The organism is Paracoccus gahaiensis (assembly GCF_005048225.1).
GTDB classification, from domain to species: domain Bacteria; phylum Pseudomonadota; class Alphaproteobacteria; order Rhodobacterales; family Rhodobacteraceae; genus Paracoccus; species Paracoccus gahaiensis.
Window position 1 is genome coordinate 1 of sequence record NZ_SUNI01000025.1, and the last position, 14,299, is coordinate 14,299.

The window sequence follows — 14,299 nt, forward strand, 5'->3', positions numbered from 1 at the left end:
CCTCTTGGCCGTGCCGGCCAATTCACCCCCCGAGGATATTTCGGCCAAGATGAAAGGGCCGGAAGGGGTGCACCGGGGCGGCACAGGGCGTGCACCGGCGTCGTGCCGGGGTGTCACTGCAAGTCGGCGAAGGCCGATTGGAGGCGGGCGACGGCCTCGGTGATGCGGGCGCGGGGGGTGGCGATGTTGAAGCGCAGGAAGTCCGCGCCGCCGGTGCCGAAGGTGGGGCCGTGATTGGCGGCGATGCGGGCCGGGCCCTCGACCCGGGCGGTGACTTCGGCAGGCGTCATCCCGGTGCCCGAGAAATCGACCCAGGAGAGATAAGTGGCCTGCAGCGGCATCGAGCGCAGCCCCGGGATCGCGTTCACGCCCGCGTCGAAGATCCGGCGGTTGCCGTCCAGATAGGTCATCAGCGCATCGACCCATGCCGCCCCCTCGGGCGAATAGGCGGCGGCGACCATGTCCATGCCCAGCATCCCCGCCGAGACGCCGCGCGCGGTCAGCGCATGGCGGAAGCGCGCGCGCAGGTCGGGATCGGCGATGATCGCGTTGCCCAGATGGGCGCCCGCGATGTTGAACGTCTTGGTGGCCGAGGTCAGCGTCACCAGCCGGTCGGCGATCTCGGGGACCACGGTCGCCACCATCCGGTGGCGGGGCGCGCCGGGCATGACCAGATCGCAATGGATGTCGTCCGAGACGAGGATCAGGTCGTGGCGGCGGCAGAAATCCACGACCTGGGCCAGTTCCTCGGGCGACCAGACGCGGCCGCCCGGATTGTGGGGGGAGCAGAGGATCAGCAGGCGCTCGTGCCCCTTGAGCATCCCCTCCCATGCGGACCAGTCCATGCGGTACTGGCCGTCCTGCAGCGCCAAGGGCAGTTCGACCAGATCGCGGTCGGCCGCGCGGATCACCCGGGCGAAGGCGTGATAGACCGGGCTCATCACGATGACCCCGTCGCCGGGCCGGGTATAGGCGTCCAGCGTCATCGCCACGCCGTTCACCAGCCCCGCGCAGGTGGTGATCCAGTCGGTGTCGATCTGCCAGCCGTGGCGGGTGGCCATCCACCAGCGGATCGCCTGCAGATAGGGCGCGTTCGCGCCGGGATAGCCGTAGACGCCATGATCCGCCGCCGCCTGCACCGCCGCCTGCACTGCTGCGGGGGGCGCGAAATCCATGTCGGCCACCCACATGGCTAGTCCGTCCTCGGGCGAGACGCCATAGGCCGCCTGCATGTCGTCCCACTTGCTGCAGCGCGTGCCGCGTCGGTCGATGATCCTGTCGAAATCGGGGGCGGTCATGGAAGGCTCCTGCAGGTTGATCAAGCCCTTGTCTAGCTGGGTTGTTGCGTCTGGTGAAGGCTTGGCCTAAATCCGGGAACATGAGCCTTCGACCGATCCTGATCCATCCCGATCCGCGCCTGAAGAAGGCGGCCCAGCTCGTGGCCCGCATCACGCCCGAGATCGAGACGCTGGCCGCCGACATGCTGGCCACCATGTACGAGGCGCCCGGCATCGGTCTGGCCGCGCCGCAGATCGGCGTGGGCCTGCGGGTCTTCGTGATGGACGCCACCCGCGAGCCCGAGGCCCCGCCCGCGCCGCTGGTCCTGATCAATCCCGAGGTGACCTGGACCTCGGAGGCGTCCAACACCTACGAGGAAGGCTGCCTGTCGATCCCCGAGCAATTCGGCGAGGTGACCCGCCCCGCGCAGGTGCGAATGCGCTGGCTGGGGCTGGACGGCAAGTCGCATGATCGCGAGTTCGACGAGCTGTGGGCCACCTGCGCGCAGCATGAGCTGGATCATCTGAACGGCATCCTGTTCATCGATCACCTGTCGGCCATCAAGCGGCAGATGATCACCCGCCGCATGGTCAAGCTGAAGCGGGAAAATGCGCGTGCCTGATCGCGCCGATGCCCCGGGCTGGGTCCGCCCCGTCCTGACGGGCGATCTGGCCTCTGGCACGGTGCATGATCTGGTCCTGTGGCCCGACCCGCGCCTGCGGATGCGCTGCGAGCCTGCGGGCTATCTGAGCAGCCCCGAATTGCGCCAGCTGGCCGCCGACCTGCTGGCCACGATGTATGCCGCCGGGGGCCGGGGGCTGGCCGCGCCGCAGATCGGCGTCAGCCGGCGGATCTTCGTCATGGATGCCGGCTGGAAGGAGGGCGCGCCCGATCCGCTGGTGATGACCGATCCCGAGATCCTGGTCCGCAGCCCCGTGACCGAGGCCGCGATCGAAGGCTGCCTCTCCATCCCCGACCGGCCGGTCGAGGTCGTGCGGCCCGTCTCGATCGGCATCGCCTGGTACGATCTGGACGGGCTGTATCAGCTGGAGCAGCTGGATGGCGCGGCGGCGCGCATCGCGCAGCACGAGGCCGACCATCTGGACGGCCGCCTGATCGTGAACGACTGAGATGGCCGCGCGTGCCTTCCTGCCCTATGCCGATCCGCGCCTGCACCGCGCGGCCGAACCCGTCGAGGCGGTGACGGAAACCGTGCGGATGATCTGGGATGACATGATCGACACGATGGAGGCGATGCCCGGCGTGGGCCTGGCCGCGCCGCAGATCGGGATCATGCTGCAGCTGGCGGTGGTCGACGCCTCGGACAAGCGCGGGCAGGCCGTGCGGATGGCCAATCCGGTCGTGCTGCATGAAAGCGTCAAGCTGCGCAGCCATGACGAGGCCAGCCCGAACCTGCCCGGCGTCTCGGCCCCGGTCGAGCGGCCGCGCGCGGTGACGGTGCGGTTCCTGAACGAGCTGGGCGAGAGCGAGGAGCGCGATTTCGTGGGCCTGTGGGCCACCTCGGTGCAGCATCAGATCGACCATCTGGCGGGGCGGCTGTATGTGGACCGGCTGACGCCCCTGCGCCGCAAGATGCTGGTCGCGAAATCGGCCAAGCTGGCGCGGCGCTGATCCCTCGCCCCCCTTGCCGGGGGGCCGTTGCTCTTTCATTAAGGGGGCCTTCTTGGGTGGCAGACGGGGCAAGGCGATGCGCGTGATCTTCATGGGAACTCCGGATTTCTCGGTGCCGGCGCTGCGGGCGATCGCCGCGCGCCATCAGGTCGTGGCGGTCTATTCCCAGCCTCCGCGCGCCGCCGGGCGGGGGCAGAAGCCGCGCCCCTCGCCCGTCCATCGCGCCGCCGACGAGCTGGGGATCGCGGTGCGCACGCCTGCGCGGCTGCGCGATCCAGAGGCGCAGGCCGAGTTCGCGGCGCTGCAGGCGGATGTGGCGGTGGTGGTGGCCTATGGGCTGATCCTGCCGCAGCCGGTGCTGGATGCGCCACGTCTGGGGTGCCTCAACATCCACGCCTCGATCCTGCCGCGCTGGCGGGGGGCGGCGCCGATCCACCGGGCGATCCTGGCGGGGGATGCCGAGACCGGCGTGGCGATCATGCAGATGGAGGCGGGGCTGGACACCGGGCCGGTGCTGGATCTGGCGCGCACCGCGATCGGGCCCGAGGAGACGACCGGCGGGCTGCACGACCGCCTGTCGGAGATGGGCGCGGGGCTGATCGTCGAGGTGCTGGCGCGCTTGCCGCTGCCCGCGACGGCCCAGCCCGAGGCGGGCGTGACCTATGCCGCCAAGATCGACAAGGCCGAGGCGCGGATCGACTGGACCCGCCCCGCCGTCGAGGTGGACCGGCAGATCCGGGGGCTGTCGCCCTTTCCCGGCGCCTGGTGCGAGATCGGCGGCGAGCGGGTCAAGCTGCTGGGCAGCCGCGTGACGGAGGGATCGGGGGCGCCCGGCACGGTGCTGCCGGGGCTGGCCATCGCCTGCGGGTCGGGGGCTGTCCAGGTGACGCTGGCGCAGCGGGCGGGCAAGCGCGCGCTGCCGGTCGAGGAGCTGCTGCGGGGCTGGGACCTGCCCGCGCGGGTGGCGTGAGAGAAGACGGGCTGCGGCTGGCGGGGTTCGGATCGCTGTGCAGTATGGCGCGCGGTCTGTTCGTGAGACGCGGGCTGTCGAACGTCTGCCCGGGGCAAAGACCCCTCAGGTGCGTGGAAGCCGGGCGTGCCAGCCTTGGCTGAACGCAGACCTGACGTTCGGGGCGGTTGGCGTTCGGCGCGGGGGTGAAGGCCCGGTGCAGGGCCTCGGCGACGCGAAGGACCCATCTGGACCCAACCCCGATGCGGGTCATGCAGTCAGGTCGGCTGACCCTCGGGCAGAAGATGGGGATAGAAGGTCCGGTAGATCAGATCCTCCCTCTGCAGAAGGCGGGCCATCAGCGGTGCGGGCAGGTCGGTCGACAGCTCTGCCCCCCGATCCGAGCGGTTGATTCTGGCCTTGGGGGCCAGAAAGGCCTCTGCCGCCTCCAGGTCGAACAGGTCGGGATGGCGGGCCACGAGGGCCTGCAGATCGGCCACCAGATCTTCCTGCCGCAGCGCCTCGGACCAGAGCCGCAGGCGCGGATAGGCTGCGACCAGCCCGTCGCGGGGCAGGCGCTTCAGCGTCGCCAGCGGCCATTTCACCGCCAGCAGCAGATGCCGGAAGCTCATCATGCCCATGTCGAACTTGCGGGCCACCGGCTCGAAGCTGTCATGCAGAAGCGGCGCGGTCTCGGGCTGCAGCAGGATCTCGACAAAGGTCTCGAAGGCCTCCTGCGTGGGCTGATAGACCTCGGTCAGGCCCGCATCCTTGAGGCGGTGATACAACCCGCCCTTGCCGTCCAGCCCATAGCGGAACAGCGACCGGTATTGCGCCAGCGGCTCGCGGACCGAGATGACGCGGACCGTGCCGGCGGGCAGTTTGCTGCGCAGACGGTCGTGCTGGTGGTAGTGGATCTGCGGGCGGCGGCAGCAGGCCTGCAGGAAGGCGGTGACGAAGGTCGAGCCGGTCTTCTGCACATCGAGATAGAGAAGGCCGTCAAAGAGCAGCATGAGAGAAATCCGTCCTGCGCCCAGGCCGGGCGGCGGTCTTGGGTCAGCGTGTCGGGCCATCAACGCGCAAGGCATCGGCGGGGTCCGGGGAAAGGCAAACATCCTGCGGGGCCGGTGGGCCGCGCAGGATGTCGACCCTCTCGGCCGGATGCCGGGGCGCCGGACCTTCGGGGTCAGATGGCGCCGTGGCAATGCTTGAACTTCTTGCCCGATCCGCAGGGACAGGGATCGTTCCGCGACGGCGTGCCCCAGGTCGTGGGATCGCTTTCGACGAAGGCCGGATTGCGGGACGCCGGGGCCGCCGCTGCCGGAGGCGCGGCGGGCGGGTGCGCCGTGGGGGCAGAGGCCGCCGGTTCGGGCGGCTGTCCGCCCTCGGGCGAGGGCGACGGATCGGCCTGCGCGGCCTTTTGCTGGTCGGTCATCTGGCGCAGCATGTCGGCGCGCTCGGCCTCGGTCAGCGGGCGGATCTGGCAGAGGCGCTGCGTCACGTCGAAGCGTAGCCCGTCCAGAAGCGCCTCGAACAGCTGGAACGCCTCGGTCTTGTATTCCGACAGCGGATCGCGCTGCGCATAGCCTCGAAAGCCCACGACCGAGCGCAGGTGGTCCAGCGTCATCAGGTGATCGCGCCATTTCTGGTCGATCTGCTGCAGCAGCACCTGCTTTTCGATCTGCACCATCGTCTCGGGCCCGAAGGCCGCGGCCTTGTCGGCCATGTAGCGGTCGCTGGCCTCGGTCACGCGCTCGCGCATGATGTCCTGGTCGACGCCCTCCTCGGCGGCCCAGTCCGGGATGGGCAGGTTCAGGTTCACGCGTTCGCGGATCGCGGTGCGCAGCCCCTCGGCGTCCCACTGGTCGGCATAGCTGCGGGGCGGCATGTGGTCGTCGATCAGGTCGTCGATGACCTGATGGCGCATGTCGGCGGTGATCTCGCCGACCTCGTCGCTGTCCATGATCTCGCGGCGCTGGCCGAAGATAGCCTTGCGCTGGTCGTTCATCACGTCGTCGAATTTCAGCAATTGCTTGCGGATGTCGAAGTTGCGGCCCTCGACCTTGGCCTGGGCGCGTTCCAGCGACTTGTTCACCCACGGATGGATGATCGCCTCGCCCTCCTTCATGCCAAGCGTGGACAGCACCTTGTCCAGACGCTCGGACCCGAAGATCCGCATCAGGTCGTCGTCCAGCGACAGGAAGAACAGCGACCGGCCCGGATCGCCCTGACGGCCCGAGCGGCCGCGCAGCTGGTTGTCGATCCGGCGGCTTTCGTGGCGTTCGGTACCCAAGACGAACAGGCCCCCGGCGGCCAGCACGGTCTGCCGGTCGGCGGCATGGCTGGCCTCGATCTGGGCGCGCAGGGCGTCGGGATCGGCGTCGGGATCGGATTTGAGCGCCTCCATCACCTTCATCTCGACATTGCCGCCCAGCTGGATGTCGGTGCCCCGACCGGCCATGTTGGTGGCGATGGTCACCGCGCCGGGCTTGCCGGCATCGGCGACGATCTGCGCCTCGGCCTCGTGCTGGCGGGCGTTGAGGACGTTATGGGGCACGCCGTCCTTCTTCAGCATCTCGGACAGCATCTCGGATTTCTCGATGCTGGTGGTGCCGACCAGGATGGGCTGGCCCTTGGCATTGGCGTCCTTGATGGCCTCGATGACGGCGGCGAATTTCTCGGCGGCGGTGCGATAGACGCGATCGTGATCGTCGATCCGCGCGATGCCGCGGTTCGTCGGCACCTCGACCACGCCCAGCTTGTAGATCTCGGCGAATTCCTCGGCCTCGGTGGAGGCCGTGCCGGTCATGCCCGACAGGCGGTCATAGAGGCGGAAGTAGTTCTGGAAGGTCACGCTCGCCAGCGTCACGTTCTCGGGCTGGATCTCGACGCCTTCCTTGGCCTCGATCGCCTGATGCAGACCGTCCGACAGGCGGCGGCCCTTCATCATGCGGCCCGTGAATTCGTCGATCAGCGCGACCTCGCCCTCACGGATCATGTAGTGCTGATCGCGCAGGAACAGCTTGTGCGCGCGCAGGGCCTGGTTGGCATGGTGCACGATGGTGGTCGATTCCGGATCGTAGAGCGTCTGGCCCTCGGGCAGGACGCCATCGGCAGTCAGGCGCTGTTCCAGGAACTCGTTGCCCTCTTCGGTGAAGGTCGCGTTGCGGGACTTTTCGTCCAGCTTGTAATGCTCGGGCGTCAGCAGCGGCACATAGGTGTCCAGCACCTTGTACAGCTCGCTGCGGTCTTGGGACGGGCCGGAAATGATCAGCGGCGTACGCGCCTCGTCGATCAGGATGCTGTCGACCTCGTCCACGATGGCGAAATTGTGACCGCGCTGGACCATCTCGGCCACCGAGCCCTTCATGTTGTCGCGCAGATAGTCGAAGCCCAGCTCGTTGTTCGTGGCATAGGTCACGTCGCAGGAATAGGCCTGGCGCTTTTCCGCCTCGGGCTGGAAGGGGACGACGACGCCGCAGGTCATGCCCAGCTGGGCGAAGACCTTGGACATCCATTCGGCGTCGCGCTTGGCCAGATAGTCGTTGACGGTGACGACATGCACGCCCTTGCCCGACAGCGCATTCAGATAGGCCGGGAAGGTGGCGACCAGGGTCTTGCCCTCGCCGGTCTTCATCTCGGCAATGTTGCCGTCATGCAGGAAGATCCCGCCCATCAGCTGCACGTCGAAAGCCCGCAGGCCAAGCGCGCGGCGCGCACCCTCGCGGCAGTTGGCGAAGGCCTCGGGCAGGATCGCGTCCAGCGCCTCGCCCTTGGCCACGCGGGCCTTGAACTCGTCCGTCTTGTCGATCAGGCCCTGATCGGTGAGCGCGGCGAATTGTTCCTCCAGCGCATTGATGCGCGCGACCAGCGGCCGCGTGCCCTTGACCTTGCGGTCATTGGGCGTGCCAAAGACCATCTTCGCCAGATTACCGATCATGTTACCTTCGCCATCACGTTGTTGGGACAGGCGCGTGACCGGGCGCCCACTTGCCCGCACCGGCTGCCTTGCCGTATCAGGGACCAGAACGAACGCGGCGGCGGCGCCTTCCACGGAGTTGGCTTGGATGTAGGCGCCGCCCGCCTGACTGTCAATGTTGGCACGGGTCCTCGGACGGGGGCGCGGGTCACGATCTGCAAAGGATTTCCCCATGACACGCCCAACCCTTCCAGCGACCCTGCTGGCCGCCGCCCTGATCGCGGTGCCGATGCTGAGCATGCCCGCCTTCGCCCAGGACGCGGCTCAGGATGGGGCCCAGGATGCGGCCCAGACCGCGGACGGCGCCGATCAGGTCGTCGCCACCGTCGACGGGCAGGACATCACCCTGGGCCAGATGATCGTCATGAAGCAGTCGATCCAGGACCCGGCCATGGCCGAGCTGCCCGACCAGGCGCTGTGGGACATGATGCTGGACCAGCTGATCCGCCAGACCGCCGTGGCCGCCTCGGCCGAGGAGACCGCCGGCGTGCGCGCCCAGATGGAGCTGCAGCGCCGCAACATCATGGCCGCCGCCGCCGTGTCGCAGATCGCCGGGGGCGAGCCCGACGAGGCCGAGCTGCAGGCGCGTTATGACCAACTCTTCGCCGAGGCCGGCACGGCCACCGAATACAATGCCGCCCATATCCTGGTCGAGACCGAGGAAGAGGCCACCGCGCTGAAGGCCGAACTGGACGGCGGCGCCGCCTTCGGCGATCTGGCCGAGGCGAACTCGACCGGACCCTCGGGCCCGAACCGGGGCGATCTGGGCTGGTTCACCGCCGACCAGATGGTGCCGCCCTTCGCCGAAGCCGTCGCCGCGCTGGAGCCGGGTGCCATCTCGGATCCGGTGCAGACCGATTTCGGCTGGCACATCATCCAGCTGAACGAGACCCGCCCCCGCGAGGCCCCGCCGCTGGCCGAGGTCCGCGACGAGATCACCCAGATGGTGCTGCGCGAGAAGGTCGAGGCCGAGATCGCGCGTCTGGTCGAGGCCGCCGAGATCCAGAAGACCGAGGGCGTCGATCCCACAGCCCTGAGCGACATCGACCTCTTGGAGGCCAACTGATGGGCAAGGCGGGACTTCCCGTCTCGCCCCTGGCGCCGGCGCGGTTTCCCGACCTGCCGGTGATTGCCGGGATCGACTTCGCCAGCGCTGCCGCCGGGGTGAAATACCAGGGCCGGACCGATGTGACGCTGATCCGCATCGCGCCGGGTGCATCGGTGGCGGGGGCCTTCACGCGGTCCTCGACTCGGGCGGCCTGCGTGCTGGACAATCAGGCCAAGCTGGCCGCCGGGGGCGACGCGCCGCAGGGCGCGGCGATCGTCATCAATTCCGGCAATGCCAATGCCTTCACCGGCGCGCGGGGCCAGGAATCGGTCGATGCCGTGACCGGGGCCGTGGCCTCGGCGCTGGATCTGCCGCGGGGGCGGGTCTTCTCCTCCTCGACCGGCGTGATCGGAGAGCCGCTGCCCCATGACCGCATCGTGGCGGTCATCGGCGATCTGGTCGCGGGACTGGACGCGGGCGGCGTCGCAGGCGCCGCGCAGGCGATCATGACGACGGACACCTTCCCGAAAGGTGCCTCGGCGGTCGTCGAGGCCGAAGGCGGGCAGGTGCGGATCGCGGGCATCGCCAAGGGATCGGGGATGATCGCGCCCGACATGGCGACGATGCTGGTCTATCTGTTCACCGATGCGCGGGTGCCTGCCGACCTGCTGCAGCAGGCGCTGTCATCGGGGCTGGACGCGACCTTCAACGCGATCACGGTGGACAGCGACACCTCGACCTCGGACGCGCTGATCCTGGCGGCGACGGGGCAGGCAAAGGCCGCGCCGATCAACGATCTTCAGACCGAGACGGGCCGCGCCTTCGTGCAGGCGCTGCACGGCGTCATGCGCGATCTGGCCCATCAGGTCGTGCGCGACGGCGAGGGGGCCACGAAATTCGTCGAGGTCGCGGTGACCGGCGCCGCATCCGAGGCCGATGCCCACAGGGTCGCGATGGCCATCGCCAATTCGCCGCTGGTCAAGACCGCCATCGCCGGACAGGACGCCAACTGGGGCCGCATCGTCGCGGCGGTCGGCAAGTCGGGCGCCGAGGCCGACCGCGACCGGCTGCGCATCAGCTTCGGCGACATGGTGCTGGCCGAGAACGGCTGGCGGGCGCCCGGCTATGACGAGGCCGCCGCCAGCGCCTACATGCGCAACCAGGACCTGCGGATCGGCGTCGATCTGGGGCTGGGTTCGGGGGCGCGGACCGTGTGGACCTGCGATCTGACGCATGGCTATATCGACATCAACGCGGATTACCGGTCTTGACCACCGTCCTTGTCGCGGCGGTCGCGCTGATCGACCCGGACGGGCGCGTGCTTCTGGCACAGCGCCCGCCGGGCAAGTCGATGGCGGGGCTGTGGGAGTTTCCGGGCGGCAAGGTCGAGCCCGGGGAGACCCCCGAGGCGGCGCTGATCCGCGAGCTGGACGAGGAGCTGGGCATCCAGACCTGGGACAGCTGTCTGGCGCCCCTGACCTTCGCCAGCCATGCCTACGAATCGTTTCACCTGCTGATGCCGGTCTTTGCCTGCCGCAAGTGGCGCGGGATTGTGCAACCGCGCGAGGGGCAGCACCTGGCCTGGGTCCGGGCCAATGATTTGCGCAATTACCCTATGCCCCCGGCTGACATACCACTGATACCTGCGCTGCAAATGTGGCTTTAAAAGCACAAAACTTACCGTTCTGGTTGTCAACCTGCCTAAAAAAGTCTTAGATGAGGAAAGAGTGCATTCTTTGTTAACTCTTTCATGACTAACTTGTCTTAGAGCACTGAGGAGGGCTTGACATGATTCGCACAATTTCGATCGGAAGCTACATCTCGATCCAGGGTCTTTTCGAAGGATCCTCGACCAACGGCAACATCTTCGTCCGCGTCGGCGACCGCACCTTCGAGGGCAAGCCGGTCAGCGCCTGACAGGACCCGGCGCGGGGGGAGAGCTGCGCCGGTTCTCAGGGACGGAAAGAGGGGGGCGGTCCAGGAGGGCCGCCCCCTTTCGCATGGGCGCATCTGCGATCCGGCTCCGCTGTCACAGGCCGGTCGCCCCGGCGCCGCAGCCCCGGAGCAGGCGCCGCTTGACAAATAAGGCGTGCAGGCCGCCCAACGGCAGCCGGTGTTGGAGGGTTCCCGAGGGGCCTGGCAGCGGCTCGGTCCTCTCCCATGCAAAAGGGCGGCCCGAGGGCCGCCCTTTCGTCATCACGGGCTGTCGCCTTATAGCGAGCGTTCGACCTCTTCGCGCTCGAAGATCTCGATGACGTCGCCGGGGCGGATGTCGTCGTAGTTCTCGAAGGCCATGCCGCATTCCTGGCCGGACTGCACGTCCTTGACCTCATCCTTGAAGCGCTTGAGCGTCTTCAGCGTGCCCTCGTGGATCACCACGTTGTCGCGCAGCAGGCGCACGCCGGCCGAGCGGCGGGCGACGCCTTCGGTGACCAGACAGCCGGCGACATTGCCGACGCCCGTGACGCGGAAGACTTCCTTGATCGTCGCGTAACCGATGAAGTTCTCGCGGATCTCGTTGGACAGCATGCCCGAGGCGGCCGCCTTGATGTCGTCCAGCAGGTTGTAGATGATCGAGTAGTAGCGGATCTCGACCCCCTTCTGGTTGGCGGCATTGCGGGCGGGGGCGTTGGCCCGGACGTTGAAGCCGATGACCGGCGCGCCGGAGGCCTCGGCCAGACCCACATCGGATTCGGTGATCGCACCGACGCCGTAATGCAGGACGCGGACGCGCACCTCGTCGTTGCCGACCTTCTCCAGCGCCTGCACGATGGCCTCGGCCGAACCCTGCACGTCGGCCTTGAGGACGACGGCCAGTTCCGACACGCTGACATCGGCCTTCGCCTTGGCCATCATCTGTTCCAGGGTCGTCGCGGCACCGGCGGCGGCGCGCTTGTCCTTGGTCTGCTGGGCGCGGAACTCGGCGATCTCGCGGGCTTGCGCCTCTGTCTCGACCACGTTCAGCACGTCGCCGGCCTCGGGGGTGCCGTTCAGGCCCAGAACCTCGACCGGGACGGACGGGCCGGCCTCTTCGACGCGGTTGCCCTGGTCGTTGATCAGGGCGCGGACCTTGCCCCATTGCTCGCCCACGACGAAGATGTCGCCGCGGCGCAGGGTGCCGTGCTGCACGAGGACGGTCGCGACGGGGCCGCGGCCCACATCCAGCTGCGCCTCGATCACCGCGCCCTGAGCGGCGCGGTTCGGGTTGGCTTTCAGTTCCAGATACTCGGCCTGAAGCGCGATGGCCTCCAGCAGTTCGTCCAGACCCTGGCCCGTCTTGGCCGAGACCTCGACGTCCTGCACGTCGCCTGACATGGCCTCGACGACCACCTCGTGCTGCAAGAGCGAGGTCCGGACCTTCTGCGCATCGGCGGCGGGGCGGTCGATCTTGTTGATCGCCACGATCATCGGGACATTGGCGGCCTTGGCGTGGTTGATCGCCTCGATCGTCTGCGGCATGACCGCGTCATCGGCGGCCACGACCAGCACGACGATGTCGGTCACGTTCGCGCCGCGGGCCCGCATCGAGGTGAAGGCCGCGTGGCCCGGCGTGTCCAGGAAGGACAGCACCGCGCCCGAATCGGTCGTCACCTGATAGGCGCCGATATGCTGGGTGATCCCGCCGGCCTCGCCCGAGACGACATTGGCCTTGCGGATCGCATCCAGAAGCGAGGTCTTGCCGTGGTCGACATGGCCCATGATCGTGATGATCGGCGGGCGGGTGACCAGATCCTCGTCCTTGTCACCGACCGAATCGATGACCTGTTCCACGTCGCGGTCGCTGACGCGGATGAACTTGTGGCCGAACTCCTCGATCACCAGCTCGGCCGTGTCGGCGTCGATGGGCTGGTTGGCGGTGACCATCATGCCCATCTTCATCAGCGACTTGACCACGTCGGCGGCGCGTTCCGCCATCCGGTTGGCCAGTTCCTGCACCACGATGGTTTCCGGCAGGCGGACCTCGCGGAACTGCTTCTCGGGACGCGGGGATTGCCCCATCGCCTTCTGGCGGGTCCGTTCCTGCTTGCGCTTCATTGCGGCCATGCTGCGCGGACGCCCGGCTTCGCCGTTCAGCGCCTGGTTCAGCGACAGCTTGCCGCCGCGACGGGCATCGTCGGTCTTGACCTTGGCGGCCTTGTCGCGATCGGGACGGTCGCCCGCCCGGTCGGTCTTGCGGGCCACGCCGGTGGTGACGCCCTTGGTCTCGGCGCGCGAGGCGGCAGCCTCGATGCTGGCCTGATCGGGGGCGTCGGGCTTGGTGGCGCCGGCGGAAGGCTTGGGACGTTCCTGGCGCGGCTCGGCCTTGCGGCGGGCCTCGTCGGCGGCATCCTGGACGGCCAGGGCTTCGGCCAGCGCCTTGGCCTTCTGGGCCTCTTCGCGCTCGCGCTCTTCCTTGGCCTTGGCCTCGATATCGGCCCGGCGGCGCTCGCGCTCTTCCTCGCGGGCCTTCTCGTCGGCCAGGCGCTGCGCGGCATCATCCGCCTCGCGCGCCTTGGCGGCGGCGAGGGCCTTGAGGCGGCGCTCCATCTCGGCATCCGAGATGCCGGCGGGGCGCTTGGAGCTGTCGCCGGCCATGCGGGCGGTAAGCGGGTTTTTCTCTTTCTCGGCAGTCGTCATCGGCGTGGCTGCCTTGGGCACCACGACGCGCTTGCGCTTGGTCTCCACGACGACGCTTTTGGTGCGGCCATGGCTGAAGCTTTGCTTGACCTGGCCCGAACGGCCAGCGCCGCCGAGACCCAGGGGGGATTTTCCGTCTTTGTCGCTCATCTGCGTCTTCATTCCTTCCCGACGGCCGTATTGCCATCGTCATGCCCGCGCAGACCCGTCAGTCTGCCGGCTTCCAAGATTACCTTGTCCGTCAGGCCACCCTTCGCAAGCGCGCCGTGTATGACATGATCACGCCCAAAGGACAAACCCAATTCTGAGGCGGTCAGGCAGCCGAACCAGCGTCCGCCGGTGGGCGTCCACAGCTTGCCCTTGCCCCGTTCCGACCCGTCGCTGGCCTGAAGCAGCACCTTCGCGCGCCCCTCGGCCAGCCAGCCCTTGACCTTTTCGAACCCGGCTACCGCGCGGCCCGCCTTGCGGGTCAGCGAGACCAGGTCGATCAGCCGGCGGGCCACGCCCGCCTCGACCAGATCGGGCAGGTTCGGATCCGCCTGCACGGGCATCTTGGCCGCGCGCGAGAACAGGTTCTTGCCCACCGCCTTCTGCAGGGCCGCCTTGTCAGCGGCGACCCAGATGCCGCGGCCGGGCAGCTTTTCGGCCAGATCGGGCACGACCTGCCCGTCCGGGCCGATCACGAAGCGGATCAGCCCGCGCTTGGGTTGCACCTCGCCGGTGGCGATGCACCGGCGTTCCGGGTCATCGTCCCGGTCCTTGTCACGTCCGCCTCGGCTCAAGCTGTGCTCCGTTC

The 14,299-nt window shown here is 68.3% G+C and carries 13 protein-coding genes; 8 read left to right on the top strand and 5 right to left on the bottom strand.

All coding sequences use genetic code 11. The features are described from left to right. Positions 1-113: 113 nt before the first annotated feature. Positions 114-1,298, bottom strand: coding sequence for a MalY/PatB family protein (locus FA743_RS17490; RefSeq protein ID WP_136887374.1), 1,185 nt, complete (start codon positions 1,296-1,298; stop codon positions 114-116). An 80-nt stretch (positions 1,299-1,378) separates the two neighbouring features. On the opposite strand from FA743_RS17490, the gene def (FA743_RS17495) reads away from it, so the two are divergent. The 4 genes from def (FA743_RS17495) (at position 1,379) to fmt (ending at position 3,880) form a co-directional block, all read left to right on the top strand. After that, on the top strand, positions 1,379-1,900 hold the full coding sequence (gene def, locus FA743_RS17495; protein ID WP_136887375.1) for a peptide deformylase: 522 nt from the start codon (positions 1,379-1,381) through the stop codon (positions 1,898-1,900). Beyond that, positions 1,893-2,408, top strand: a complete 516-nt coding sequence (locus tag FA743_RS17500) for a peptide deformylase (protein WP_246055027.1) — start codon at positions 1,893-1,895, stop codon at positions 2,406-2,408. The genes def (FA743_RS17495) and FA743_RS17500 overlap by 8 nt, the downstream gene beginning before the upstream one ends. 1 nt (position 2,409) lies before the next feature. After that, entirely contained in the window at positions 2,410-2,910 is a 501-nt protein-coding gene (def, locus tag FA743_RS17505) for a peptide deformylase (RefSeq protein WP_136887377.1), read from the top strand. A gap of 76 nt (positions 2,911-2,986) precedes the next feature. Beyond that, positions 2,987-3,880, top strand: a complete 894-nt coding sequence (fmt, locus tag FA743_RS17510; protein ID WP_136887412.1) for a methionyl-tRNA formyltransferase — start codon at positions 2,987-2,989, stop codon at positions 3,878-3,880. Between the two features lie 257 nt (positions 3,881-4,137). Here the strand turns inward: fmt and FA743_RS17515 are convergent, their stop codons facing one another. Continuing rightward, positions 4,138-4,872 (bottom strand): hypothetical protein, encoded by a 735-nt coding sequence (locus FA743_RS17515; protein ID WP_136887378.1) that lies wholly within the window; start codon positions 4,870-4,872, stop codon positions 4,138-4,140. A 173-nt stretch (positions 4,873-5,045) separates the two neighbouring features. Continuing rightward, positions 5,046-7,799 (bottom strand): preprotein translocase subunit SecA, encoded by a 2,754-nt coding sequence (gene secA / locus FA743_RS17520; protein ID WP_136887379.1) that lies wholly within the window; start codon positions 7,797-7,799, stop codon positions 5,046-5,048. A 211-nt stretch (positions 7,800-8,010) separates the two neighbouring features. Here secA and FA743_RS17525 point away from each other — a divergent pair, with 211 nt between their 5' ends. From FA743_RS17525 to FA743_RS20815, 4 genes are all read left to right on the top strand, one after another. Further along, positions 8,011-8,904: a peptidylprolyl isomerase gene (locus tag FA743_RS17525; RefSeq protein WP_136887380.1), complete on the top strand. Its 894-nt coding sequence runs from the start codon at positions 8,011-8,013 to the stop codon at positions 8,902-8,904. After that, on the top strand, positions 8,904-10,157 hold the full coding sequence (gene argJ, locus FA743_RS17530) for a bifunctional glutamate N-acetyltransferase/amino-acid acetyltransferase ArgJ (protein ID WP_136887381.1): 1,254 nt from the start codon (positions 8,904-8,906) through the stop codon (positions 10,155-10,157). The genes FA743_RS17525 and argJ overlap by 1 nt, the downstream gene beginning before the upstream one ends. Then, the gene (locus tag FA743_RS17535; protein WP_136887382.1) at positions 10,154-10,552 is read left to right on the top strand and encodes a (deoxy)nucleoside triphosphate pyrophosphohydrolase; all 399 of its coding nucleotides are present in this window, start codon (positions 10,154-10,156) and stop codon (positions 10,550-10,552) included. Before argJ ends, FA743_RS17535 begins: the two co-directional genes overlap by 4 nt. 122 nt (positions 10,553-10,674) lie before the next feature. Then, complete coding sequence (locus FA743_RS20815) at positions 10,675-10,803, top strand: hypothetical protein (RefSeq protein WP_269436660.1); 129 nt, start codon at positions 10,675-10,677, stop codon at positions 10,801-10,803. A 294-nt stretch (positions 10,804-11,097) separates the two neighbouring features. Here the strand turns inward: FA743_RS20815 and infB are convergent, their stop codons facing one another. Then, positions 11,098-13,653 (bottom strand): translation initiation factor IF-2, encoded by a 2,556-nt coding sequence (infB, locus tag FA743_RS17540; RefSeq protein WP_136887383.1) that lies wholly within the window; start codon positions 13,651-13,653, stop codon positions 11,098-11,100. A gap of 8 nt (positions 13,654-13,661) precedes the next feature. Then, complete coding sequence (locus FA743_RS17545; RefSeq protein ID WP_136887384.1) at positions 13,662-14,285, bottom strand: RNA-binding protein; 624 nt, start codon at positions 14,283-14,285, stop codon at positions 13,662-13,664. Between the last annotated feature and the right edge of the window lie 14 nt (positions 14,286-14,299).

Bases quoted from the DNA above. Each gene is read 5' to 3' on its own strand.
- FA743_RS17490 (WP_136887374.1), bottom strand. From the start codon at position 1,298: ATGACCGCCCCCGATTTCGACAGGATCATCGACCGACGCGGCACGCGC.
- def (WP_136887375.1), top strand. From the start codon at position 1,379: ATGAGCCTTCGACCGATCCTGATCCATCCCGATCCGCGCCTGAAGAAG.
- def (WP_136887377.1), top strand. From the start codon at position 2,410: ATGGCCGCGCGTGCCTTCCTGCCCTATGCCGATCCGCGCCTGCACCGC.
- fmt (WP_136887412.1), top strand. From the start codon at position 2,987: ATGCGCGTGATCTTCATGGGAACTCCGGATTTCTCGGTGCCGGCGCTG.
- FA743_RS17515 (WP_136887378.1), bottom strand. From the start codon at position 4,872: ATGCTGCTCTTTGACGGCCTTCTCTATCTCGATGTGCAGAAGACCGGC.
- secA (WP_136887379.1), bottom strand. From the start codon at position 7,799: ATGATCGGTAATCTGGCGAAGATGGTCTTTGGCACGCCCAATGACCGC.
- FA743_RS17525 (WP_136887380.1), top strand. From the start codon at position 8,011: ATGACACGCCCAACCCTTCCAGCGACCCTGCTGGCCGCCGCCCTGATC.
- argJ (WP_136887381.1), top strand. From the start codon at position 8,904: ATGGGCAAGGCGGGACTTCCCGTCTCGCCCCTGGCGCCGGCGCGGTTT.
- FA743_RS20815 (WP_269436660.1), top strand. From the start codon at position 10,675: ATGATTCGCACAATTTCGATCGGAAGCTACATCTCGATCCAGGGTCTT.
- infB (WP_136887383.1), bottom strand. From the start codon at position 13,653: ATGAGCGACAAAGACGGAAAATCCCCCCTGGGTCTCGGCGGCGCTGGC.